We start from the raw sequence: 23,298 nt of genomic DNA, 5'->3' as shown, positions 1-23,298 counted from the left end.
CAGCGAACTACCGCCCCCTTACCGCCGCAATGCCGCCGCCTCACTGGCTAAGGCGGTGATAGCGCCCCAGTCGTGCGCGGCCAAGGCCGCTTCGGGTGCCAGCCAGGAGCCGCCCACGCAGCCTACATTGGGCAGCGCCAGATAGGCCGCGGCGTTGCCCGGGTGAATGCCCCCAGTGGGACAGAACAGCAATTGCGGCAGCGGCCCATGCAACGACTTGAGCAGCGCCTGACCGCCGACGGCTTCGGCCGGGAACAGTTTCATCGCGGTGAAACCCGCGTCTAGCGCCGTCATGGCTTCGCTGGCGGTGGCCACGCCGGGCACGAAGGGCAAGCTGCTAAGGCGGGTGGCCGCCAGCAGCGCCGGCGTCAGCCCGGGACTGATGCCGAACAAAGCGCCGGCGTCTTGCGCGCGCTGCCAGTCGGTCGGGCTCAGCACGGTGCCCGCGCCCACCAGCGCACCGGGCACGCGGTCGAGAATCTGACGGATGGCGTCCAGCGCCGCCGGGGTGCGCAGCGTCACCTCCAGCGTGCGGATGCCGCCGGCCACCAGCGCCGTGGCCAGATCGACGGCCAGCCCGGCATCGCGGATCACCAGCACGGGCATCACCGGCCCGGCGCGCAGCAGTTCTTCGGCGGTCATCGCGAGGCTCCTGCTGCGACGGGCGCTGCGGACAGGGCGGGCTCGGGTTTGGCCCAGTCGGGATGCTCAAAGCTGGTCGCCCCCTGCTCGGCGCCGTCCACATGGTGGCGGAAGGCAGCGAACAGTTCACGGCCCACGCCGTATTGGCGTCGGCTGAGATCGATGGTCTGCGCTTCGCGCGCGGCCCAGGCTTCGGGCGGCACTTCGGCGTTGACTTCTCCGGTGTGGGCGTTCAGGGTGATGACATCGCCTTCGCGCACCTTGGCGATCGGCCCGCCGTGCGCCGCCTCGGGCGTGACGTGAATGGCCGAGGGCACTTTGCCGGAGGCGCCCGACATGCGCCCGTCGGTCACCAGCGCCACCTTGAAACCGCGCTCCTGCAGCACGCCCAGCGTGGGCATGAGCTTGTGCAGCTCGGGCATGCCGTTGGCCGCCGGTCCCTGAAAACGGATGACGGCGGCGAAGTCGCGCTCAAGCTCGCCGCGTTGGAAGGCGGCGAGCAGGTCGTCCTGATCGTCAAAGATGAGGGCGGGTGCGGTGATCACGCGGTATTCGGGTTTGACCGCCGAAACCTTGATGACGGCGCGCCCCAGATTGCCCGTCATGAGTTTGAGGCCGCCGTCTGGGGCGAACGGGTCGGAGACGGGCCGCAAAATGTCGCGGTCGAGCGTCTCGTCGTTCACCGGGCGCCAGACGAGCTGGCCGCCATCGAAGCCCGGCTCCTGCGCGTAGCGCGCCAGCCCGGGCCCCGCCACGGTCTGCACATCAGGGTGCAGCAGCCCTGCGGCGAGCAGTTCGCGGATGACAAAGCCCATGCCCCCGGCCGCATGGAACTGATTGACGTCGGCCCGGCCATTGGGGTAGAGCTTGGTGAGCGTCGGCACGGCCTTGGAGAGATCGTCGAAGTCGGTCCAGTTGATGTCGATGCCGGCCGCCCGGGCGATGGCCACGAGGTGGATGGTGTGGTTGGTCGAGCCGCCGGTGCACAGCAGGCCGACGAGACCGTTGACGATCACGCGCGCATCGACCAGTTCGCCAATCGGGGTGTACTCCGGGCCTTCGGCAGAAATCGCCACGGCGCGGGTGGCAGCGGCGCGGGTGAGCGCTTCGCGCAGCGGCGTGCCGGGGTTGACGAAGGCCGAGCCGGGCAGGTGCAGGCCCATGATCTCCATGAGCATCTGGTTGGAGTTGGCCGTGCCGTAGAAGGTGCAGGTGCCTGCGCTGTGATACGACTGCATCTCGGCTTCGAGCAGTTCGGCGCGGCCGATCTTGCCTTCGGCATACAGCGCGCGGATGCGGGCCTTCTCGTCGTTGCCCATGCCGCTGGTCATGGGGCCGCCGGGCACGAAAATGCCAGGCAGATGGCCGAAAGCCAGGGCGCCGATGAGCAGGCCGGGCACGATCTTGTCGCACACCCCGAGATAAAGCCCGGCGTCGAACATCTGGTGGCTCAACGCCACCGCCGTGGCCATGGCGATGACATCGCGCGAAAACAGCGACAGCTCCATGCCGGCCTGCCCCTGGGTCACGCCGTCGCACATCGCGGGCACGCCCCCGGCGAACTGCGCCGTGGCGCCCGCCGACTGCGCGGCCTCTTTGATCCAGGCCGGAAACGCGCTCAGCGGCTGGTGCGCCGAGAGCATGTCGTTGTACGCGGAAACGATGGCCAGATTGGGCCGCGACTGCGGGGTGATTTCCTTGAGCATCAGCTTGGCCGGCGCCGGTGCGGCCGCCATCGCGTGCGCCAGGTTGGTGCAGGAGAGGTGCCCGCGCTCGACCTTGCTGCCCCGCGCCGCGCGCACGCGCGCCAGATAAGCCTCGCGCCGCGCCGCGCTGCGCGCCTCGATGCGCTGCGTCACGGCCACCAATACGGGATGCAAAGAAGACATGGCAACTCCAAACTGTCATTTAACGATAGGCCGCGATACTTGTGCGGGCAACTAATTGCGCAAGCAATACCGGTACCAGCGATACTCCAGACCAAAGGTCATAAAGAGGGCTTAAACCCGCTTCATGAGGCAACATACTATGCCTACCCTACTGGCAAGGTTGCTCAGATTACACCCTCAAGATGACCTCGAATCTCCTGCTTCCTGCAACCCGCCTGGTCGGCGACGTCGGCGGCACCAATGCCCGATTCGCCCTGCAAACCGCGCAAGGGCTCAGCGATATTCGCGTGCTGCCCACGGCGGATTACGCCCGCTTTGCCGATGCGCTGCTCGCCTATCTTGCCGCCGTCGGCGCGACAGCCGTGCGCCACGTCGCCATCGGCATCGCCAACCCGGTATATGGCGACCAGATTCGCATGACCAACCATCACTGGGCCTTTTCCATCGCCCAGACCCGCGCCGAGCTGGGGCTGGAGACCTTTCTGGTGCTCAACGATTTCGCCGTGCTCGCGCGCGCCCTGCCCGAGTTGCCCGCGGCCGAGCTTGTTCAGGTGGGCGGCGGCAGCGCCGTGCCCGGCGCGCCGCTGGCGCTGCTGGGCGCGGGCACCGGCCTGGGCGTTTCGGGCCTGATTCCCACGGCCGGGGGCGGCTGGATGCCGCTGGCGGGCGAGGGCGGCCATGTGAGCTTCGCCCCGTATGACGAGCGCGAGGTCGAAGTCTGGCGGCTGGCGCACGCGCGTTTCGGCCATGTTTCGGCCGAGCGTCTGCTCAACGGTGCGGGCATGGCGTTTTTGCACCAAGCGCTCGGGCAAATCGCCGGGCAGACGCCGCCCGAGCGCAGCGCCGCTGAGATCACCCGCCTGGCCCTGGACGGCAGCGACGCGCTATGCCACGACACAGTGACGCTGTTCTGCACCCTGCTGGGCACGGTGGCGGCCGATCTGACCATCACCCTGGGCGCGCGCGGCGGGGTGTATATCGGCGGCGGCATCGTGCCGCGGCTGGGCGATTTCTTTCGGCATTCCCCGTTCCGCCAGCGCTTCGAAGACAAAGGGCGCACCTCGCCTTATCTGCGCGACATTCCGGCCTGGGTCATCCACAGCCCCTGGCCCGCCTTGCTCGGCGCAGCGGCAGCGCTCGATCAGTTTCTGCAGTCGCGCTGACTCTTGCCCCCCCCTGGAAACCGCATGGCGCCTACCCGGGCGTGTCGGCGAAGGCAAGAGGGGCGGCGGGCGGCGGGCCTTCGGCGTCGAAACGTTCAAACCCCGTGTAGCACAGGAAGTGGCGACCCGCCGCGCGGCCGAACAGGGTCATGCCCAGCGTTTCGGCCAGCTGGTGGCCCATGGCGGTCACTCCGTTGCGCGACACGATGATGGGCACGCCCATCCGGGCCGACTTGATCACCATTTCGCTGGTGAGCCGCCCGGTGGTGTAGAACACCTTGTCGCCCCCCGGCACGCCGTGCACCGCCATCCACCCGGCGACGGTGTCGATGGCGTTGTGGCGGCCGACGTCTTCGACAAAGCATTGCAGCGCGTCGCCGTGAAACAGCGCGCAGCCGTGCACCGATCCGGCCTGGCGGTGCACGCTGTCGCGCAGCTTCATCTGGTCGAGCAGGCTGATCAGCGTGGCGTGGCTCAGGCGCGCGGCCTGCGCGTCGGGCAGGCGGGTCTGGCCCAGTTGCGCCATCGCGTCGCCAAAGACCGTACCCTGCCCGCAACCGGTGGTGACGACGCGGCGCGCGATGCGGGCTTCGAGGTCGCTAATGCCGGTGCGGGTGCGCACCGCCGCGGCTTCGACCGCCCAGTCCACATCGATGCCGTCGATCTCGCCCGCCAGCTCGACCAGGCCCTGATTGAGCAGGTAGCCGAGCACCAGCAGTTCGGGATTCGCGCCCAGGGTCATCAGCGTGACCAGCTCGCGTTTGTCGAGGTAGATCGTCAGCGGGCGTTCGGTCGGGATGTCGATCTGCCGGTGCTCGCCATGCTGATCGAGTATCCAGATCGGCCGCACGACCTCGCAGCGCGCCTGACTGAGGCGGGGCGCGTCGGGCCGACGCGGCAGCGCCACGGCCTCGAAGGCTGTGGGCGCAGCGGTCTCCAAGGCGGGCTGATCGCCCTGATCGCCCATAGGGCCTATGTTGCCTGCTCCGAAATCTCGGCCCCGCTGCGGGCGAAACCCGCAACCGGCGCCAGCGTGCCGCCTGCGCTCACGGCCACCGCGCAGTACTTGAACTCGGGAATCTTGCCGAAAGGATCGAGCGCCGGATTGGTCAGCAGATTGGCCGCGGCCTCGTAATAGGCGAAGGGAATGAACACGGCGCCATCAGGCGTGCCGTCATCGCGCCGCGCGGTGAGCACCACGGCGCCGCGGCGCGAACGCACGGTGATGGGCTCGCCCGGCTGCACGCCGAGTTTGCGCAGCTCGGCCGAATTCATCGAGGCGGTAGGCATCGGCTCGATAGCGCCCAGCACGGCCGAGCGCCGCGTCATGCTGCCGGTGTGCCAGTGTTCGAGCTGGCGGCCGGTGATGAGCACCTGCGGAAACTCCGCATCGGGCCGCTCGGACGCTGGAATGATGTCGGCCGGCACCAGCTTGACGCGGCCGTCCGCGGTTGGAAAACGGTCTGCGAACACAATGGGCTGCCCCGGGTCTTGCGGCGTGAGGCAGGGATAGGTCACACTGCCCTCGCGCTCCAGCCGCTCCCAGGTAATGCCGCCGATGGCCGCCGCCATGGTCTGGCGCATTTCTTCATACACCGCGGCCACACCCTGCTCCGGGCCGGGGTAGTGCCAGTTCAGCCCCATGCGCGCGGCCATCTGCTGGATGATCCACAGATCGGGTCGCGCATCGCCCGGCGGGTTCAGTGCGCGCCGCCCCAGTTGCACCATGCGGTCGGTGTTGGTGACAGTGCCGGTCTTCTCGGGCCAGGCGCTCGCGGGCAGCACCACATCGGCCAGCCAGGCGGTCTCGGTCATGAAAATGTCTTGAACCACCAGATGTTCCAGCGCGCACAGCGCCTGCCGCGCGTGGTTCAGATCGGGATCGCTCATCGCCGGGTTTTCGCCCTCGACATACATGCCGCGAATCTTGTGCGGGTCGCTGTCGGGCGCCAGGCATTTGTGCATGATCTCGACCACGGTGTAGCCGGGCTTGTCGTCGAGCCGCGTCTGCCAGAACGCCTCGAACCACGCATGCGCCTGCGGATTGCTGACGGGCTGGTAGTTCGGGTACATCATGGGAATGAGACCGGCGTCGCTCGCGCCCTGCACATTGTTCTGCCCGCGCAGGGGATGCAGCCCGCTGCCAGGCTTGCCGATCTGGCCGGTCACGCTGGTCAGCGCGATGAGGCAGCGCGCGTTGTCGGTGCCGTGCACATGCTGGCTGATGCCCATGCCCCACAGAATCATCGAGGCTTTGCTGGTGGCGAAGGCGCGGGCCACTTCGCGGATGGTCTCGGCCGGTATGCCGCAGATCGGCGCCATGGCCTCGGCGCTGTAGCCCTGGATGTTTTGTTTCAGCGCCTCGAAGTTGCTGGCGCGCTGCGTGACGAACTCCTGATCGACCAAACCTTCTTCGATGACGGTGTGAATCATGGCGTTGAGCAGGGCCACGTCGGTATCGGGGCGGAACTGCAGCGTGCGCCAGGCATGGCGACCGATGTCGGTCACGCGCGGATCGGCCAGCACGATCTTGGTGCCGCGCTGGGCGGCGTTTTTCATCCAGGTGGCCGCCACCGGGTGATTGGCCGTGGGGTTGGAGCCGATCACCAGAATGAGCTCGGCATGCTCCACATCGTTGACCTGGTTGCTCACCGCGCCCGAGCCCACCCCTTCGAGCAGCGCGGCCACACTGGACGCATGGCACAGCCGAGTGCAGTGATCGACGTTGTTGCTGCCGAAGCCGATGCGCACCAGCTTCTGGAACAGATAGGCCTCTTCGTTGCTGCCCTTGGCCGAGCCGAAACCGGCCAGCGCCTTGTCACCGTGGCGGGTGCGCAGGTCTTTGAGCTTGCCGGCGGCGAAGTCGAGCGCTTCTTCCCAGGTGGCCTCGCGGAAGGCGTCTCGCCAGTCGCCCTGGCGTGACAGCAGGGCCGGGTCTTTGGGCACGCCGGGCTTGCGGATCAGCGGTCGGGTCAGGCGTTGCGGGTGGTGCGCGTAGTCGAAGCCAAAGCGGCCTTTGACGCACAGGCGGCCGTGGTTGGCGGGGCCGTCGCGGCCATCGACGCTGACGATGATCTCGTCTTTCACGTTGTAGGTGATCTGGCAGCCCACGCCGCAGAACGGACAGACCGAATCGACCTGGCGATCAACCGTCTGCGCGCCGATGTGGGTCTTGGGCATGAGCGCGCCCGTGGGGCAGGCCTGCACGCACTCGCCGCAGGCCACGCAGGTGCTGTCGCCCATGGGGTCGTGCAGGTCGAACACGATTTCGCTGTGATGGCCGCGAAAGGCGTAGCCGATGACGTCGTTGACCTGCTCTTCGCGGCAGGCGCGCACGCAGCGGTTGCACTGAATGCAGGCATCGAGGTTGACCGCCATCGCCGGGTGCGACACGTCGGGCGCGGGCTGGGCGCGGCGGGTGAGTGCCCCCTGGGCCGGGCTGTGCCCTGCCCGCCCCCCGAGGGGGTCAAGAACACTTGGGGCGGCCCGGCGTGTTCTTGAAATCGCCACCAGCGCCGGTCGCACCTGCACGCTTTGGCGCGAGGCCCAGTCGCTGAGTTCGCCGTGCGGGCGGGTGGCGTCGTCGCCCAGCCATTTGTAGCCCTTTTCGGGCAGGTCGGACAGCAACATTTCGAGCACCATGTTCTGGCTCTTCACCGCGCGCGGGCTGTCGGCATGCACCTTCATGCCCTCGGTTGCGGTGCGGCAGCAGCTTGGCGCGAGCACACGCTCGCCGTCGATCTCGACCATGCAAGCGCGGCAGTTTCCATCGGGCCGGTAGCCGGGTTTGTGGCACAGCCTCGGTATCGCAACGCCGTGGCGGTCGGCCAGCTCCAGCAGGGTTTCGCCTTCGAGCGCCTGCACCGGGCGGCCATTGAGTTCAAGCTCGATCGTGTTCATTCAAGACACCTCGTGAGCAAAATAGGTCTGCACGCAGCGCACCGGGTTGGGCGCCGCCTGTCCGAGGCCGCAGATGGAGGCGTCGGCCATGACCTGATTCAGGTCTTCGAGCGTGGCGTGATCCCATTGCGGAGCCTGCATGAGTTGCGCGGCCTTGCCGGTGCCGACGCGGCAGGGCGTGCACTGGCCGCAGCTTTCGTGCTCGAAAAAGCGCATGACGTTGAGCGCGGCGTCGCGGGCGCGGTCTTGGTCGCTGAGCACGATGATGGCCGCCGAACCGATGAAGCAGCCGTGGGGCTGCAAGGTGTCGAAGTCGAGCGGCACATCGGCCAGCCGCGCCGGCAGAATGCCCCCGGAAGCGCCGCCGGGCAGGTAGGCGTATAGCGTGTGGCCGTCGAGCATGCCGCCGCAATAGGTTTCGACCAGTTCCTTCAAGGTGATGCCCGCCGGGGCGAGTTTCACCCCGGGCGACTTCACCCGGCCGCTGACGCTGAACGAACGCAGCCCCTTGCGGCCATTCAGCCCAAAGCTGCTGAACCAGGCCGCGCCACGCTCGACGATATCGCGCACCCAGTACAGGGTCTCGAAGTTGTGTTCGAGTGTGGGGCGACCGAACAGGCCGATTTCAGCGATGTAGGGCGGACGCATGCGCGGTTCGCCACGCTTGCCTTCGATACTCTCGATCATTGCCGACTCTTCGCCGCAGATATACGCTCCCGCGCCGCGCCGCAGCTCGATGTGCGGCAGCGCGCAGGGCGGATCGGCCTGCAGCCGGGCAATCTCGCGCTCCAGCAGGGCGCGACCGCCGTGGTACTCGTCGCGCAGGTAGAGGTAGCAGGTGGAAATGCCCACCACCTGCGCGGCGATCAGCACGCCCTCGAGAAAGCGGTGCGGGTCGCGCTCAAGATAGGTGCGATCCTTGAAGGTCCCCGGCTCGCCCTCGTCGATATTCACCGCCATCAGCCGGGGCGCGGGGTAGTTGCGCACGATGCCCCATTTACGCCCTGCAGGAAAACCCGCGCCGCCCAGGCCGCGCAGCCCCGAGTCGCTCAAGGCTTTGATCACATCTTCCGCTGAGCGCTGGCCACTGGCCACAGCGGCCGCCAGCGCATAGCCGCCCCGCGCCCGGTAAGCGTCGTAGCCGACATAGGCCGGGGTCACCTCGCCTGACCCGTTGGTGACCGCCTGAGGGCCCTCTGCGGCCAGGTCGAAGTCTGCGTCACCTGCGGGCAGCGGATGCTGCAGGCGCTGGTTTGCCACGCTCTCGCGCACCGTGTCTGGCGTGGCATGGGCCACCGGCCATTGCCCCACCACCACCACCGGCGCCTGCTCGCAGCGACCCACGCAAGGCGTGGGCATCACGCGCACCTCGGCGCCGAGCAATTGCGGCAGGCGCTGCAGAAGATCGTTTGCCCCGGCCAGCGAGCACGACAGGCTGTCGCACACACGCACGGTGATGGCCGCAGGCTGGGCATCGTCGCGCAGCACTTCGAAGTGGTGATAGAAAGTCGCTACCTCGTACACCTCGGCCATCGGCAGATTCATCAACCGGGCCAGCGCCACCAGATGGCGCTCGTGCAGCCCGTGCCACGGGTCATTGATGCGGTGCAGGTGCTCGATCAGCAGATCGCGGCGGTGCGGCCCGGCGCCGATGAGTTGCTGCACCTCGGCCAGCGCCTGCGGCTCAGGCTGGCGCCCCTTGAGCTTGCCCCGACGCCGGGCACGCCCGCGCATTTCATCGGCCGAAGCCAGAACCACGGCGGAGGAGTCGGAAGATTGAGAGGAATCGGTCATGGTTTTTCAGCGGAACATCGATGCTCCGCACGCTGGAATTGTTTTGGCAAGGGCGCCAAGCTCGCGCTGCTGCTGCGCGCATCCCTGTCACCGCATCTCTGTCACTTTAGCCGCTGCGAGTTGCACGCGCCAGAACACTGAATTCGGCTCAGTCGATGCGAGCACAACGAATAAAAAAGCCCAGCGCCGCTCAAGCGCCGGGCTTATGACCACCTTTATCGAACTGGAAACGCTATACGTTTATAAGCCTATGCCTTTTCCTACATGTAGGTTCTCATCTGACTTGCAAAAACGGGGGCAGGCAGATCAGCGGGTTCCGCATCTCCGATAAGAAATGCCTCCCGGAAATTCTCATCCGAGGTGCGAAGAAGCTACAACCTCACGCAACGCATTGATTTAACAGTTATTTTCTCAGGACCTCTTTGGAGAAGCGACTCCCGGGGCCGAGCCAGGAAAACAGGTGTCGCAGCCGATGCAAGAGTGACCCTGCTGGACGAGGGTCACGAGTTCGCAAGCTCGGCCAGCAGTGCGTCAGCGTCGATGTGTTGAGCCGGACGGAGAGTGGAGATCGCAACCCACCGCCCCGAGGCGGGATCTTGAATCTTCCAAAATGTTCTCCCGTCGGTACTCGCGGCGCGTCCAGTCCTTCCGAGCTTCCCCTTCGCAGCGACGCCAGCAGCGGACGGGCTGTCATAAACCTTCCCGTCGAAGCGAATGCCCCTCTTCTCAACCGTCGCACGAAATGTCTTCCCAAGATACTCAGCTTGCAGCGTTGCGCCGACGGGCAACGTATCGCCGCGCGGAGAACGCCAAACGTCGGACTTTGCTGCCGGGGCAGTTGCGACATTCGGAGCTTTGCTATTGGGCGGATTGGCCTCCCAATGGTCAATAAGCTTTTCAATGACAGAACTCGAGTCGTCGACGAGAGGAACTGCCAGCCGTTGAAGGCGAGCGAAGACAGAAGACGAAATAGGAACACTAATTAAGTCGGACATGACCATCTCCAGTGAGTGAAGGCATACGGACTGTACAGCGACTTCAAAGCGACTGTCAAGCTAGTCATCAGAAAACGCAAGTGAATCATGGTGTTGGCGCCGATGCCGAGTTGAGCCATGCGGCGGGTTTGCGGTGACCGGGTTGAAACACGCAGAAATTTAAGTCTGGCGCTGCTTGCGGCTCGTTTGCCATGACGCAGTCGCCAATCGGCATGTGGCTCAAATCGGCATCGGCGCCAACAGACAAATGCCATCCTGGACGTACTTCGCTACCAAGGGGCATGATCAGGCAGCATCCAAGATGGATGCCCTTTCAAAAAGTTTCGACAGAAGCAATCCTGACCGCGGGTGGGCTTAATGGCGCGGTCGGCGGCTGCGACTGAGAGTGGGACACTCCGCTTCGTCGTACACGATGGCGCGCGAGATACGAAAAATTATTGTTGCAACTTTGTCGATATCGACACTTGACATGCTGATCGCGATCGCTATGATTTGATCCATTGTCTATATCGAAAGCATTGCAACATGGAACAGCACAGCACCTCCACTCAGTCCGGCCCTTCCGCCTTCCACGTCCCTTTTTCGCTGGAACAACTCCAGGATGACCTGGTCACAATCTATCTGCACCAGTTGCGATCGTTGGCGCTTTTCAAGGACCTGAACGCGATCTCTGTCTTTGCCGGAAAGCCGGAAATCGCCGAGCGCACGCTCTGGTACACGGCGCAGGCGGCCGAGGACTACGGTCTCAGCTACGCCGACATCGCAGGAAGCGAAATTGCCTGTGCCCTTAAATCGCATTATGAGTTCGGCTTTCTCGGGCGGGACACTGGAGCGCGGGCGTTCATGGAGATGGATACGGTTCACAGCTACACCGCTGCCTACCTTCTCGATCTGACGCCGTCAAGTCTGGCTGACCAATTCGAGGCTGTCGATTTGAACGTGTCTCGCTGCCTGCATACCTGCGAGCTGGCCAACGCCCGGCACGTTCTCGAAGGCGGAGAGGACTTCTTTCCGTACCTCGCGGATACGGATGACGCGGCGACCAAGTTCGAAGGCACCCTCACGGTCCGTCAGGTCGCACTCCTGTCGGGCATGGAAGAAATGTCCGTCCGCACAGCGATCAGCCGCAAGGGTCCCAATCAGCTACCCAGCATCAAGGAAGGCCGTCGCACCATGGTTCGCATCAACGACGCGAAAGCATGGCTGAAAGCCAAGGGTCTCTATGTGCCTTTGGTCACTCGCGCCGACATCGGCAAAACCATCGATCTGGAAAAAACCCGCTTTCGCGATGTCGCGGAATTTGTCGAAGCGCTGAATGCGCGAGGCCATTACCTGTCCGAGGTTCGCTCCAGTGAGGCAATCAGCACCGAGACCCAGGCTATCACCGAGAAATTCGGGATCACGGATCGGTACGACCTTCATGAGGACGCATTTTTAAATGAGGACTTCACGAAGTCCCTCGCCGAGGTTCTGGAATGGCCACCTGAATTGTTTGCCCTACGTGCGAAGGAGGCCGTTCTTCAGGACCGTCTCAACCAGACCGCAGCCGCAGTGGCTGCGCTGACAAAAACAGCCAATTCGGCCCCACGCTAATCGACCCGGGAAAGAAGGAGCGCATCGCCGTGAACTGAAGACCGTCTCAGCTGTTCAGGACGCCGTCGAAAAGCTCAGGGCTAACAAACACCAAAAATAGGAGAGCACATCATGAAGATCACCAATCACGCCAGCGTACGTTGCCAACAACGCGCCATTCCACCGATCGTGATCGATCTGCTGGACCAGTTTGGCGCCCGCGAACCCGCTGGTGAGGGCGCCTGGAAACTCTTTTTCGACAAAGCCGCACGGCGCCGCTTCAGGGCGTATGCAGGTCAGCTCGCTTCCTCGCTCGAGCAGCATCTCGACGTCTACGCGGTGATCGCGCAAGACGGCAACGTGATCACAGTCGCGCACCGAATCGACCGAATCAACCGGCACTGACTCGACAACCGAATCACAAGGATCCCGTCTGTCTTCATTCATCAAGAACCAACTGAACCAACATGAACACCAAACTCTTCGAACGCTTCACCCCGGTCATCCGTTCCCTCTCCGCCTCCGAGCTTGACGGCGCGCCGACGCTGAACGACAAGCTGCGGCTTGCCGCGGATGGCAAGGTAGAGGTTTGCTATGCCCCCTTCGAATACATCAATCCACAGGCACGCGTCGTGATCGTCGGAATTACGCCGGGGCGCACGCAGATGCTCAATGCCCTGAAGGAAGCACGGCTGCAACTTGATCGCGGTGCCGATTCCAAGTCGGCCTTGATTGCAGCAAAGAAGACCGGCGCCTTCTCCGGGCCGATGCGCCCCAACCTGGTCGGACTCCTCGACCACGTCGGCGTCAACCGCTGGCTTGGGATCCGCACCTGCGACGAGTTGTTCGGAGACGCCGCGCATCTGGTGCAGACCACGTCCGTTTTGCGAAATCCGGTGTTCGTGGACGGGGAAAATTACAACGGCACGCCGAATATGACGAGCCATCCACTCCTGCGAGAGCAGCTACTTACGCACTTTGGCGAAGATGCCAAGACCCTGCCGAAAGCGGCGTTCGTCCCACTTGGCGACAAAGTGGCCGAGGCGCTGCACTTCCTGGCCGATCAAGGTCTACTCGACCGCAGCCGCATCCTCGACGGGCTCCCCCACCCGTCTGGCGCGAATGCCGAACGCATTGCCTACTTCCTGGGCCGCAAGAGCCGCTCTGCGTTGTCCGCAAAGACAAATCCAGACAAGCTCGACCTAGCGCGCGACAAGATGATTCAGAAGCTTGCCGCTATTGCCTGACGAGTGACCGCTCAGCTCGTCGGCAGATGACTTGCGCGGGACAGGGGCGGCACGACGCCGTCCTGGATCGTGTGATCAGAGTCGCGCAACGCACAGTGCGCATCAGACGCCGCCGAAAGCCTTGACCGAGCATGGCCCGTCTCCTGGAAGTATCCCTCAACGAATTTCGACACCTTCAAAACACTCCCATGTTTCAGAAAGACATTTCCATCGAGCATCAAAAGCGCCGCGGCCCAGGCGATCCGGCGGTCGTCTACGTGATGCATCCCTTCAAGAACACCAAGCGCAAGAACGCTGGACGCTATGAAATCCTGCGTGACTTCAAGGACAGCATTGGGCGGAAAAAAAAGAGCTCTGCGCACGTCACCGACGCGCAACTGGCCGAGCTGTTCGCTCGCGACCTCATGTCGTCGCAGAAGATCCGTATGCGCGTCAAACCGGCTGATCAGCCCTATCCCACCAGCCCGCCGGCGAAGTCGCTTCGCGCAGTGCACGTGCGTGCCGGGTCCGCATTTGACTTCCTCATGAAGTCCGTCGACGTGTCGATTTCCATGGATGCGGAACTCGTCGGCGTGCTCAGCAAGCTGGGCGTCGTTTTGACCTGAGCCACCGGCGTGATCGGTACGTCGCTGACGAGCTGGGATTGATCGAGAACAACTGTTTCGCCGCTGGAACAGCTGCCAAGAACACATGCCGCTGGACGGCCATTTTTCAGAAAAAGGAGGGTTCCATGGGTCATTCGAATGTCGCGCAGTTCATTGCAGAGCGCATCGACACGTTGGGTCTCAAACAGGTAGACGTCGCCGAAGCCTGCGGATTTCCACACCCTAATGTCGTCACGATGATTAAGCAGGGCAAGACCAGACTTCCGATGGACAGGATCGGCCCGATGGCCCATGCACTACAAACGGATGCGTTCGATTTGTACCGGATGTGCATGCAGGAGTATCTCCCGTCCACCTGGGACGCGATCGCTCCGATCCTTGCTGTGCGGCTCGCTTCCGCCGAAACTGGACCGCTGGCTGCAAGGGTCGGAGCCCGGTGAGCATCATGCCCACGCGGGATGCGCGGTCTGTCGTGCCACTCAACGTTCCGAGTCTGTCCCCTGGGCCGATCCATCGGCCCGATCCTCCGACGCCGCGTCGAGTTTCGGCCACTCGATTCCTGGTGGCCACCAATCTGGCGCGCGATCACTCCAATACGGCCCGGAGAGACACTCCCCCAGCAGTTTCTGCACGGGGCCGCGCTCCGCGACTTCGTGCCGCATGACCGCGATCCACACTTTGGCGCGCTGCGGAAACGGCGCCCTAAATTCTTCGCATTCCTTTTCCAGCCGATCCAGGTAGTCCGCCAGATCGCGCGATCGGCGATCCGCTTCGGCCAACTCGAAGGCCTTCTTGAGCTGTTCGGCACACGCCTGAGCCCGTTGCCGCTCTCGTTCGGCGTCGGCCGCGCGCCGCCGAGCCGCGTCCTCGGCAGTCTCCCGCTCAGCGCGCAGCGCCCGCTGCATGGGAAGCAGCTCGAGAATGTCGCCGACGATTTCCTCAATCATCGCGTTTAGATCCTCCTGCGTCCCGGCCCACACCTTGCGGGCCGCGGCTTCCGTGCCCTTCAACCGCAGCGAGAAGCGCTTCGACGGCCTCGATTCAGTAACCGCAGCCTGGGGCACCAACGCACGACGGCGAGCGAGTTCCTCTCGGTCCACCTGCACCCGCGTCGCCCCCTGGTCGAAGGCAATCTTGGCGCGCTCCCCTTGATAGTGAATTTCCACAGCGGCCGCCGCCGCGCGCGCGTTCCAGTCGCCGGCCATCGCCTCGCGGCGCTCAATGCGAGCGCCCGCAGCCACCAAGGCCTTGAACAGGGCATCGTGCCAGCGCAACACCCAATCCATGACCGCCAGGGACGAGGTGATGTCCAGCAAGCCCTTAGCGCCGAAGCGATAGCGCCCTTGCGTTTCTGGAGGCGGCCTGCGCGACTCGGGCACCATCCACTGTCGATCGCCCTTGGCCGCGAAGCGAGCCACGATGTGTGGCAAACGTTCGACATAACGCTGCACAGCCCGCACGAGTTTGTGTGGAGTTTCGAGTGTGTCGGCGACTACCACCGGGCCACCCGGCAACGGTCCCCTCGCGGCCGCGGTGAGCACGGCATCGAGCGCCGCCTCTTTGGCGCGTGCAGCGGGGTCCGCAGTCCGGAAACTGATCGGCGCATCCTGCTCGGGGTGCGGCAGCGGCACAGCCTGCACCCGCTTGCCGGCCTGGAGCTTGGCCCAGTAGCCGCGCGGCGGCACAGGAATGTCATGGCGTCGGCACACTTTGGCGAGCCCCGGGCCCGAGAGGCCGAGTTCGGTGGCCAACTTGAGCATCGGCGTCTCCCACACGCGCCGAAAGAGCTCGCTGCGCTTCATCCGAGTCCACATCGTCGCGCTTATAGTTGCGTCTCCCAGCTGAGCGACAGCACCCCCGCCGCCGCACACATCATTCTCTATGCTCGGGCGCACTGGCCCAAACGCCCGAGCGCCCGAGCGCCCAACGATTTGACCATGTCCGGACCTACGCGCCTTCAGAGCCCTGCAGCCGTCCAAGCAGCCATGGATGAATTCGAACAGCTCGGGCGTAGTGCCTTCCTCACGCGCTATGGCTTTGGCAAGTCCCGGGATTACCTGGTGCGCAACCCGCGCACGGGGGGACTGTGCGATTCGAAGGCGATTGTCGGTGTGGCCTACGGGAAGCAGTTTGCGACGGAGGGTCCGCTCAAGCCGACGGACTTTTCTGGCGGAGAAGCCACGGTCGCGCCGAAGTTGCGGAGCCTCGGGTTTGAGGTGATACGCATCGGAGAGGATTGGACTGAACTCGAAGTAGGTGCCACGGTCGCTGTCTACTTCGAGATGCTTGAACTTGAAGCGCGTCAAATCCCTTACAACAAGGCCGAGCGCAACGCCGCGCTACGGCCCCTGCTCAGAGGGCGGAGCAAAGCTGCCGTTGAGCTCAAGCACCAGAACATCAGCGCGACTCTCAATGACCTCGGGCTGCCCTTCATCGCCGGATATAAGCCCCGTGGCAATGTGCAATTGCTTCTGCGCAAGGCTGTCCAACAATTCGTGCTCGGGCACGCCGATGCACTCGCCCGAGTCCTCGATGCCATGGAGGAGGTCAAAGAACCGGGCGATGCCTTGTTCCGCGCCGTCGTGGTCGACCCGCCGCGAGTGGAAGATGTCGCCCTCTTGGGGGCAGGAGCAGACCAGGTTCGAATCCCCCGCAAAATCGACTTCGCGGTGCGCGACGAAGGCAACCGCAGGCTCGGCCGAGCGGGCGAACACTGGGTACTCGGGTTCGAGCAGCACCGGCTCATCGAGGCCGGGCAGCCCGAACTCTTCGCGCGTGTCGACTGGATCGCAGACCGCCTCGGCGATGGTGCGGGCTACGACATCCTTTCGTTCGACGATAGCGACCACCCTCGCTACATCGAGGTTAAGACGACCAATGGACCGCTGACGTCCACGTTCATGGTCAGCCGAAACGAACTCGAGTTCGCGCGCGAGGCGGAGAGTGCGTTCTACCTGTATAGGGTGTTCCAGTTCAGGACACAGCCTCGCTTGTTTATGTTGCGCGGCGATCCTGCGTGCCACCTCCACCTGGAGGCGGTCGACTATCGCGCCTCGTTCAGGCGGATTGTCGGTTGACTATCGTGAACGCAAAGACCTGTCCGTTCTGCTCGCTGCCTGCCGGGCGCATCATGGGGGAGAACTCCTTCGCGGTTTGGATCCGCGACGGGTTTCCCGTGGCGCCGGGGCACAGTCTCATCATCCCGAAGCGCCATGTCGGATCATTCTTCGAGATCAACGAGGCGGAGCGCACGGCGATGCTGGTACTGCTGGATGAGGCCAAAGCTCTCGCGGACTCGGAATTCCATCCAGACGCGTTCAACATCGGTATCAACGATGGTCCCGCAGCCGGGCAGACGGTACCGCACCTGCACATGCACCTCATCCCGCGATTCCGTGGCGACGTGGGCGACCCCAGAGGTGGCGTACGGTGGGTGATTCCCCAGAATGCGGACTACTGGAGCCGAAGGGAGTGACGACTGTCGCACCTCCTTCGGCCGAAGCGCAGCTTGCCTTCCTGGCGAAAATCCAGCCGCTGTTCGCCGAAGGCGATTTCACTGCAACCTATAAGTTCGCGTTGCTCTCCGCACTGGCCGATCTCGCGGTTGAACTCGGTGTCGATGACGGCGCTGGGCTGCGCCTGTCGCTACACCAAATTGCAGAATGCTTCATCAGGATGTACTGGCGCCACGCGGCTCCGTACAGCGCGGAAGGCGCCGCCGCAGCGACGGGCATCCTCGTTCAGAACGAGGGCACGCAGGCGGCAGTGGTTTCTGCGTTGTGCGATTTTCGGCAGCGCACTGGAGCGTCGACGCTCGCGCAGGCACGCCAAAGCCCCGAGTACCGCAACTTGAGTCGTCGCATCGCGTCGACCGTCTCCGCCCAGCCGCTCAACTTTCTGCAGAATTTCGGCGGAGTGACGCAGCCGTTCCTATATGAGCGCGATGGCCGGGGCTTCATCCGCTTGCTACCCGGTGCTCCCTATTGCCTGCGCCGCTTCCACCCCCTCGTCCAGCGGCTCTCGCAAATGCATTGGGTCGAGCACATCAAGGCGAACAAGCGGAATCGCCCCTTTCTCGGCGAAGGAGACGACCTGGAGGTATTTCTTTTCGGCACGTCGCGGCGCGCTCTCACACTGATCGCCGATGGCCTGCGAAAGCTCGAAGGGGAAACGTGCTTCTACTGCAGGCAACGCATGCTTGCCGTGGACATCGATCACTTCGTCCCATTTGCACTCTATGGGCGAGACCTCGCGCACAACTTCGTCTAGGCCCATCCCGCTTGCAACCGCAGCAAGTCGGATACCTTGGCAGCGAGGCCGCATCTGGAAAGTTGGCTCGAGAGGCTGTCCAGTCAACGGGACGACCTGGCAGAGATCGGCCGCAAGGCAGGAGTCATGGCAGACCCGGACGCGTCCCTGCGTGTCACGTGTTGGGCGTATGCCAACGCTGTCACCGGCGGAGCGAGCGCGTGGCTCGGGCCATCCGCCTACGAGCCAGTGAGCAAGGCCTACGTCGACACGCTGCAGCGGCTACTCCAACCGATCCACCTGGCTTGGGACAATCTATAAAGACTTGCGAGGCGTCTACCGCCCGCGGCGCCAGCCCACATCCACAAATCACCGAACGCTTGAAATAGCCCCACCTTTCGGCACTGGGTCTGTGCAACACTCCGTGACACCGACATTCTTCTGGAATGATGCATGCCACCTAGCGCGTCAGACAACCATTCGTTCATTCAAGGTAGCCTGTTCGAGCCCTCCGGCCATTGGGCGCATGAACACACACTGGAATCTCAGGCAGGGTGGCCCGACGCAGACCGGTTTCCGCTCAATCGCCCCGGGCAGACCGTCGAGTCCGTCGTCCTCGATGACTTGCGGCGTTCTGCCGCCCCCCTGATTGTCACCGGCTACGCATCGCTCGACCGGATCATCGCGTTTGCTGCAGACCTTCAAAGTGCGACCGTTCGTCTGCTGCTTGGCAACGAGCCGTTTGAATCCCGCACACGGAGTTTTGTGCATGGCGGCCGACGCTTTTCTGCTGAGGTTCGGGACTACTGGTTGGCACGCGGCATTTCTCTCTTTCACAGCGCCAAACTGATCGCCACGATCGAGCGGATCGAGGGTGGCGCACTGACGGCCCGCTACATCGACAGCGATAGGCGCCCCCTGCACGCCAAAATCTATTGCGGCGCGGATGCGGTCAGTCTCGGGTCGAGCAATTTCACACAGGCTGGGATGACATCCCAGCTGGAATGCAACGCGCGTTTCTCCAGAGAGAAGGAGCCGCGTCGCTATCGCGAAGCCGTCACCATTGCGGAGAACTTCTGGGCGGCCGGCGTGGATTACACGGCGGAACTGCTTGAGCTACTGAGACAGCTGCTCCGCGTGGTCACCTGGCAGGAGGCGTTGGCGCGTGCCTGTGCGGAACTGCTGGAAGGAGAATGGGCCGAGGGTTACCTAGAGAACCAGGTCGCCCTGGGCGACACGACGCTGTGGCCGTCGCAGAAGGCCGGAATTGCCCAGGCCCTCTGGGTGCTTGAGAACGTGGGCAGCGTGCTCGTCGCCGATCCAACCGGTTCCGGAAAGACACGCCTGGGCGCACACCTGTTGCGGGCTTTGGTTGATCGGACCTGGAGTTCAGGCAGAGGACGGCATGACCTTCCCCTGCTGGTGAGCCCCCCTGCGGTTCGGCCGAACTGGGAGCGAGAGGCTACCTACTGTGGCTTACCGCTTGCGACGCGCTCCCATGGCGTGCTGAGCCGCGCCGACAGTGATTCCCACACAGAGACCCAGCACGCGATCCAGCGGGCGCAAATCCTGGCCATCGACGAGGCCCACAACTTTCTCAACCTGGGCTCGCAACGCAGCAAGGGCATTCTGAGCAATATGGCCGACCATGTAGTGCTGTTCACCGCGACACCGATCAATCGCGGGGCTACAGATTTGCTCAGTCTTGTCGACATGCTCGGCGCGGACAACATGGAGGACGAGACCATCAGGCGGCTGGAGCTCCTCGCGCGTCGCAAGGGATCCATCGACCGGTCCTTGTCGCCAAGCGATGTTGACGCCCTGCGCAAGGAAATCAATCGCTTCACGTTGCGTCGCACCAAGGTGATGTTGAACGAGTTGGTCGACCGCGAACCCGGGTCGTATCTGGACCCCAAGGGACGTGTCTGCCGGTATCCGAAGCATGACTCGCGAACGTACAGCACAGGAGAGAGCCAGCAGGATTGCCAACTAGCCGAGCAGATTCGGGATCTTGCCAAGCAGTTGCGTGGTCTCGCACTCCTTGAGTCCCACCTGGAGATGCCCGACGCCTTGCGTCGGGACGGATGGGACGAAGAAGCCTATTTGCGCGGCCGCTTGTCCGCGGTGCAAAGTCTGTCCCGGTACAACATCCTGTCGCGGCTGCGGTCGTCCAGAGCCGCCTTGCACGAACATCTCGAAGGAACAGGGAAAGCCGTCGCGCGATATGCGTTGGGCGACATCGATAAGACTGCTAAGACTGGCGCGATCATCGACAAGCTGCGCGGCATGAACACCCGCGGCGGGCCGACAACTTCACTGAAATGCGTGCTTCCAGACTGGCTCACAGTTCCACAGGAGTGGGTTGGCGCATGTGAATTCGAAGTCCGGATCTACACGCAAATTCTTGCCCTCCTGGAGCGCATCTCATCCAGCCGGGAACGAGCCAAGGCCGAACATCTCAAGAAGCTCATCAAGCGCCATAACCTGATCCTCGCGTTCGATTCGCACCTGATCACACTTGAAGTCATCCGCAAAGCGTTGCATGACATCGGACAAACCGATGGCGTGGTCGTTGCTACGGGCAGCAGCCAAGCCGGACGCCGACAAGTGGTCCGTGAATATGGGCGAGATTCGAAGGCCAGTGGTATTGCCCTCTGTTCGGATGCGCTGTCCGAGGGCTTGAACTTGCAGGGATCATCGACGGTCGTTCACCTCGATATGCCTAGCGTGGTGCGTATCGCCGAGCAGCGCGTCGGGCGGGTCGATCGAATGGACAGCCCGCACCAGGTCATTGAGGCATGGTGGCCGGATGACAGTCCAAGCTTTGCCGTGCATGCCGACGAGCGCTTTGTGCAGCGGTATCAGACGGTGAAGACCCTGCTCGGGGCCAATATGCCGCTTCCGCCCCAGCTCTCGACCAGTCTGTCGGCCTATGAGGAGGTCGTCAGACCCGAGACAATCATTCAGGAGACAGAAGAGGCGATCGCCCATCCTTGGGACGGGATTGAGGATGCGTTCAGCCCCGTGCGGAATCTCGTGACGGGTGCCTCTGCCTTGGTGCCTGCGCCGATCTATCGTGAATATGCCGAAGTCAAGGCCCGTGTGCTCTCCCGCGTCGGTCTGGTCCTCGCCTCCAAGCCCTGGGCATTTTTCGCTATCAGGGGACATGATCAGACGGCTCCAAGATGGATCCTCTTTGACTCCGCAGAGGGAGAATCGATGATCCGCCTGGAGCAGATCTGCGACGCTCTTCGTGGCAACCTCAATGAGGCGGTCGAAGATCTTCCGATGAGTGCCGCCGCCGGCGCTCAGCTGGATCGCTTCCTGTCACGGCTTCAGGAGGCGGAGATCAGGCTCTTGCCGCGCAAGAAGCAGCGAGCACTTGATCAGATGCGTCAGGTGCTGCTCCATCACCAGGCGAATGCGGAACGACAGGGCCACATGGAACGAGCGGCTCGGATTGATTATTTGGCTTCACTCGCAACCGTCAGCGCGCAAGTGCTGCGCCCGGACATCGAAGTCGTTGCCGAGCAATGGCTCGACTGGATTCGACCGCGGTGGTTTGACAAACTCGCTCATCGGCGGAAGCGGCGCAGACCGCTGCTGTTGCGCGACTTGCAATCCGACCTCTTCCGCCAGGAGCTTGGACTGGATGCGTTAGAGCGTAAGTTCCTTCACATTCCAACGGCGGCTCCGCTGGATCAGCGCATTGCAGCGTGCATCGTTGGGGTGTCAATTTAGGCCTTGCGCGTGCACCAAACACCAGGGATTGCGCCAAAGTTGTTTCTGCCCACGAAACCGGCAGCAGCCCAGATTGGCCACTTCCTGACGCCGTACGTCTTCTTGGACCAGCAGCCACAGCCGTGGTTGACGCCAACTTCCTATCGCCTCCGAGTGGCTCGCGTACGGGGCCGCACTCATCAAGCAATGAAGGCGGTCTTGTTCGGAAGCTTTACGAGAACTTCGGACTCTAAGAATGCGTTGGGCAATGCTTCGGTTACCGCCTGACCTTTCAACAGTTTCAGCACCGGCTCAACGCAATACTTACGCAACGCGTCCTCATCTCGAAGCCCAAGGAGCCGCAAGCTGTAATTCCAAAACCCGGGCGATTCCTGTTCGTCCGGGTACCACAGCATCAGTCGTTCATCGCGGATTTCGAATTGAGTGTCGTCGCTCTCCGGGTCAACATGAAATCCAAGGTACCAGTTTCCGTCGAAATCGATCGGCTCGTCCCAGCAAAACAGATGCAATAGAGGCTCTGAATTGCCTGGGATATCAATGCCGTCCCCAGTCATTGAGATCTGAAAGCCGACGTACCGGTCAACCGATCGCCTTCCCCTGCCGCTAGGCTTCAACGGCAAATTGAAGGCAGAATCCGTGCAGACCCAACCCTGGCCCCCAGAGCGCTCGGGCCACTCCTCGTAGCCACCGTCATGAGCGCTTACGAACGGTTGTGATCGATCGCTATTGATGGCGTTCTTGAGGAGCTCGGCCAGTCGATCGGACATCGCTTCGAGTTCCTGCCCCGCCTTGCTGGCGACATCGAAACAGGATGCCAGGGTCTTTCCATCAATTGCGCTCACGTGACTGCTCCTTTATCGAAGAAAAGTGGAGCTCGAAAATCACCAACAAGGGAGCAAGGGGCGGCGGGGAGGTTCTTCCATCCTCTCCAGCCTTCCCAGAATAGTTGCCCCTGCTGCTCGCGGAGCCCGTTCGCATCTCCTTTCAGAACAAGCTGATCAAACCCCTGGAAATTCCGAACACCGGACGCTTGAAGAAAGGCGATTACCAGCATCGCCCATCGCTTCAACAATGCGTCGCCGCGAGTCAGCTTGTCTGTTTGTAGCCCATCTACAAAATCAAGCCACGTGTACGCCAGCAGGCCCGCGTGCCACTGCTCTTTGCTGCTGGCCTGAGACGTGCTCTTCCCAATGAATACGTGCCATCTAGATACGCGTTCAACAGAACCAAAGGCCTGCTGCCACTGATCAAGGATCTGATTCTGATGGAGGGGTGCGTTCCACTTCACCTCCACAACGATGACACTGCGCTCGCCACCGCTGTGCTCAAGCGTGACGCGTAAGTCCGGCTCGATGGTGCCAGTTCTCGGCCAGAGTTCTGTGTGGACTTTCCACCCAGATGGGTCAACCGTAAGCGTCCGCCGAACCCATCTTTTCAATGAGTCTGTGCTGAGTGAAGCTTGAGTTTTTTCGGAGGCTTCATGCGATCAGACAAACTCAGTG

At 63.2% G+C, this 23,298-nt stretch carries 19 protein-coding genes; 10 read left to right on the top strand and 9 right to left on the bottom strand.

What is annotated here, in order from left to right; genetic code table 11:
* Positions 1-18: 18 nt before the first annotated feature.
* A complete protein-coding gene (eda, locus tag AC2VLV_RS08450; protein ID WP_486989563.1) occupies positions 19-642 on the bottom strand; it encodes a bifunctional 4-hydroxy-2-oxoglutarate aldolase/2-dehydro-3-deoxy-phosphogluconate aldolase in 624 nt (207 codons plus the stop codon).
* Positions 639-2,531 carry a phosphogluconate dehydratase gene (gene edd / locus AC2VLV_RS08445; RefSeq protein WP_486989562.1) on the bottom strand — a complete coding sequence of 631 codons (1,893 nt, stop codon included), beginning with the start codon at positions 2,529-2,531 and terminating at the stop codon, positions 639-641. The genes eda and edd overlap by 4 nt, the downstream gene beginning before the upstream one ends.
* 182 nt (positions 2,532-2,713) lie before the next feature.
* Between edd and AC2VLV_RS08440 the strand changes: the two genes are divergently transcribed.
* Positions 2,714-3,694 (top strand): glucokinase, encoded by a 981-nt coding sequence (locus tag AC2VLV_RS08440; protein ID WP_486989561.1) that lies wholly within the window; start codon positions 2,714-2,716, stop codon positions 3,692-3,694.
* A 31-nt stretch (positions 3,695-3,725) separates the two neighbouring features.
* Here the strand turns inward: AC2VLV_RS08440 and AC2VLV_RS08435 are convergent, their stop codons facing one another.
* The 4 genes from AC2VLV_RS08435 to AC2VLV_RS08420 all read right to left on the bottom strand — a co-directional run bounded on the left by AC2VLV_RS08435 (position 3,726) and on the right by AC2VLV_RS08420 (position 10,383).
* Entirely contained in the window at positions 3,726-4,661 is a 936-nt protein-coding gene (locus AC2VLV_RS08435; RefSeq protein WP_486989560.1) for a formate dehydrogenase accessory sulfurtransferase FdhD, read from the bottom strand.
* Positions 4,662-4,666: 5 nt separating this feature from the next.
* Positions 4,667-7,594, bottom strand: a complete 2,928-nt coding sequence (gene fdhF, locus AC2VLV_RS08430) for a formate dehydrogenase subunit alpha (protein WP_486989559.1) — start codon at positions 7,592-7,594, stop codon at positions 4,667-4,669.
* The gene (locus AC2VLV_RS08425) at positions 7,595-9,388 is read right to left on the bottom strand and encodes an NADH-ubiquinone oxidoreductase-F iron-sulfur binding region domain-containing protein (RefSeq protein ID WP_486989558.1); all 1,794 of its coding nucleotides are present in this window, start codon (positions 9,386-9,388) and stop codon (positions 7,595-7,597) included.
* 500 nt (positions 9,389-9,888) lie between these two features.
* Positions 9,889-10,383 carry a hypothetical protein gene (locus AC2VLV_RS08420; RefSeq protein ID WP_486989557.1) on the bottom strand — a complete coding sequence of 165 codons (495 nt, stop codon included), beginning with the start codon at positions 10,381-10,383 and terminating at the stop codon, positions 9,889-9,891.
* Positions 10,384-10,908: 525 nt separating this feature from the next.
* On the opposite strand from AC2VLV_RS08420, the gene AC2VLV_RS08415 reads away from it, so the two are divergent.
* The 5 genes from AC2VLV_RS08415 (at position 10,909) to AC2VLV_RS08395 (ending at position 14,247) form a co-directional block, all read left to right on the top strand.
* Positions 10,909-11,976, top strand: a complete 1,068-nt coding sequence (locus AC2VLV_RS08415) for a hypothetical protein (protein WP_486989556.1) — start codon at positions 10,909-10,911, stop codon at positions 11,974-11,976.
* A 111-nt stretch (positions 11,977-12,087) separates the two neighbouring features.
* Complete coding sequence (locus tag AC2VLV_RS08410) at positions 12,088-12,360, top strand: hypothetical protein (RefSeq protein WP_486989555.1); 273 nt, start codon at positions 12,088-12,090, stop codon at positions 12,358-12,360.
* A 62-nt stretch (positions 12,361-12,422) separates the two neighbouring features.
* Positions 12,423-13,202, top strand: a complete 780-nt coding sequence (locus AC2VLV_RS08405) for a hypothetical protein (protein WP_486989554.1) — start codon at positions 12,423-12,425, stop codon at positions 13,200-13,202.
* Between the two features lie 188 nt (positions 13,203-13,390).
* Complete coding sequence (locus AC2VLV_RS08400; protein ID WP_486989553.1) at positions 13,391-13,807, top strand: hypothetical protein; 417 nt, start codon at positions 13,391-13,393, stop codon at positions 13,805-13,807.
* A 38-nt stretch (positions 13,808-13,845) separates the two neighbouring features.
* Complete coding sequence (locus AC2VLV_RS08395; RefSeq protein ID WP_486989552.1) at positions 13,846-14,247, top strand: helix-turn-helix domain-containing protein; 402 nt, start codon at positions 13,846-13,848, stop codon at positions 14,245-14,247.
* A 39-nt stretch (positions 14,248-14,286) separates the two neighbouring features.
* Here the strand turns inward: AC2VLV_RS08395 and AC2VLV_RS08390 are convergent, their stop codons facing one another.
* The gene (locus AC2VLV_RS08390) at positions 14,287-15,567 is read right to left on the bottom strand and encodes a hypothetical protein (RefSeq protein ID WP_486989551.1); all 1,281 of its coding nucleotides are present in this window, start codon (positions 15,565-15,567) and stop codon (positions 14,287-14,289) included.
* Between the two features lie 177 nt (positions 15,568-15,744).
* Between AC2VLV_RS08390 and AC2VLV_RS08385 the strand changes: the two genes are divergently transcribed.
* From AC2VLV_RS08385 to AC2VLV_RS08370, 4 genes are all read left to right on the top strand, one after another.
* Positions 15,745-16,884, top strand: a complete 1,140-nt coding sequence (locus AC2VLV_RS08385; protein WP_486989550.1) for a protein NO VEIN domain-containing protein — start codon at positions 15,745-15,747, stop codon at positions 16,882-16,884.
* 5 nt (positions 16,885-16,889) lie between these two features.
* On the top strand, positions 16,890-17,282 hold the full coding sequence (locus AC2VLV_RS08380) for an HIT family protein (RefSeq protein WP_486989549.1): 393 nt from the start codon (positions 16,890-16,892) through the stop codon (positions 17,280-17,282).
* A complete protein-coding gene (locus AC2VLV_RS08375) occupies positions 17,279-18,076 on the top strand; it encodes an HNH endonuclease (RefSeq protein ID WP_486989548.1) in 798 nt (265 codons plus the stop codon). The genes AC2VLV_RS08380 and AC2VLV_RS08375 overlap by 4 nt, the downstream gene beginning before the upstream one ends.
* A gap of 432 nt (positions 18,077-18,508) precedes the next feature.
* Positions 18,509-21,796: an SNF2-related protein gene (locus AC2VLV_RS08370; RefSeq protein WP_486989547.1), complete on the top strand. Its 3,288-nt coding sequence runs from the start codon at positions 18,509-18,511 to the stop codon at positions 21,794-21,796.
* Between the two features lie 179 nt (positions 21,797-21,975).
* Here AC2VLV_RS08370 and AC2VLV_RS08365 read toward each other — a convergent pair whose 3' ends face one another.
* Positions 21,976-22,638, bottom strand: coding sequence for a hypothetical protein (locus AC2VLV_RS08365; protein WP_486989546.1), 663 nt, complete (start codon positions 22,636-22,638; stop codon positions 21,976-21,978).
* Complete coding sequence (locus AC2VLV_RS08360; protein WP_486989545.1) at positions 22,635-23,234, bottom strand: hypothetical protein; 600 nt, start codon at positions 23,232-23,234, stop codon at positions 22,635-22,637. Before AC2VLV_RS08360 ends, AC2VLV_RS08365 begins: the two co-directional genes overlap by 4 nt.
* Positions 23,235-23,298: the final 64 nt, after the last annotated feature.

This window comes from Thiomonas sp. TH-17 (genome assembly GCF_057473305.1).
The sequence above is the reverse complement of the archived record's forward strand: the minus strand, read 5'-3'. Positions and strand labels throughout refer to the sequence as shown.

Bases quoted from the DNA above. Each gene is read 5' to 3' on its own strand.
- AC2VLV_RS08435 (WP_486989560.1), bottom strand. From the start codon at position 4,661: ATGGGCGATCAGGGCGATCAGCCCGCCTTGGAGACCGCTGCGCCCACA.
- AC2VLV_RS08385 (WP_486989550.1), top strand. From the start codon at position 15,745: ATGTCCGGACCTACGCGCCTTCAGAGCCCTGCAGCCGTCCAAGCAGCC.
- AC2VLV_RS08405 (WP_486989554.1), top strand. From the start codon at position 12,423: ATGAACACCAAACTCTTCGAACGCTTCACCCCGGTCATCCGTTCCCTC.
- AC2VLV_RS08400 (WP_486989553.1), top strand. From the start codon at position 13,391: ATGTTTCAGAAAGACATTTCCATCGAGCATCAAAAGCGCCGCGGCCCA.
- eda (WP_486989563.1), bottom strand. From the start codon at position 642: ATGACCGCCGAAGAACTGCTGCGCGCCGGGCCGGTGATGCCCGTGCTG.
- AC2VLV_RS08390 (WP_486989551.1), bottom strand. From the start codon at position 15,567: ATGCTCAAGTTGGCCACCGAACTCGGCCTCTCGGGCCCGGGGCTCGCC.
- AC2VLV_RS08410 (WP_486989555.1), top strand. From the start codon at position 12,088: ATGAAGATCACCAATCACGCCAGCGTACGTTGCCAACAACGCGCCATT.
- edd (WP_486989562.1), bottom strand. From the start codon at position 2,531: ATGTCTTCTTTGCATCCCGTATTGGTGGCCGTGACGCAGCGCATCGAG.
- fdhF (WP_486989559.1), bottom strand. From the start codon at position 7,594: ATGAACACGATCGAGCTTGAACTCAATGGCCGCCCGGTGCAGGCGCTC.
- AC2VLV_RS08420 (WP_486989557.1), bottom strand. From the start codon at position 10,383: ATGTCCGACTTAATTAGTGTTCCTATTTCGTCTTCTGTCTTCGCTCGC.
- AC2VLV_RS08440 (WP_486989561.1), top strand. From the start codon at position 2,714: ATGACCTCGAATCTCCTGCTTCCTGCAACCCGCCTGGTCGGCGACGTC.
- AC2VLV_RS08370 (WP_486989547.1), top strand. From the start codon at position 18,509: ATGCCACCTAGCGCGTCAGACAACCATTCGTTCATTCAAGGTAGCCTG.
- AC2VLV_RS08425 (WP_486989558.1), bottom strand. From the start codon at position 9,388: ATGACCGATTCCTCTCAATCTTCCGACTCCTCCGCCGTGGTTCTGGCT.
- AC2VLV_RS08415 (WP_486989556.1), top strand. From the start codon at position 10,909: ATGGAACAGCACAGCACCTCCACTCAGTCCGGCCCTTCCGCCTTCCAC.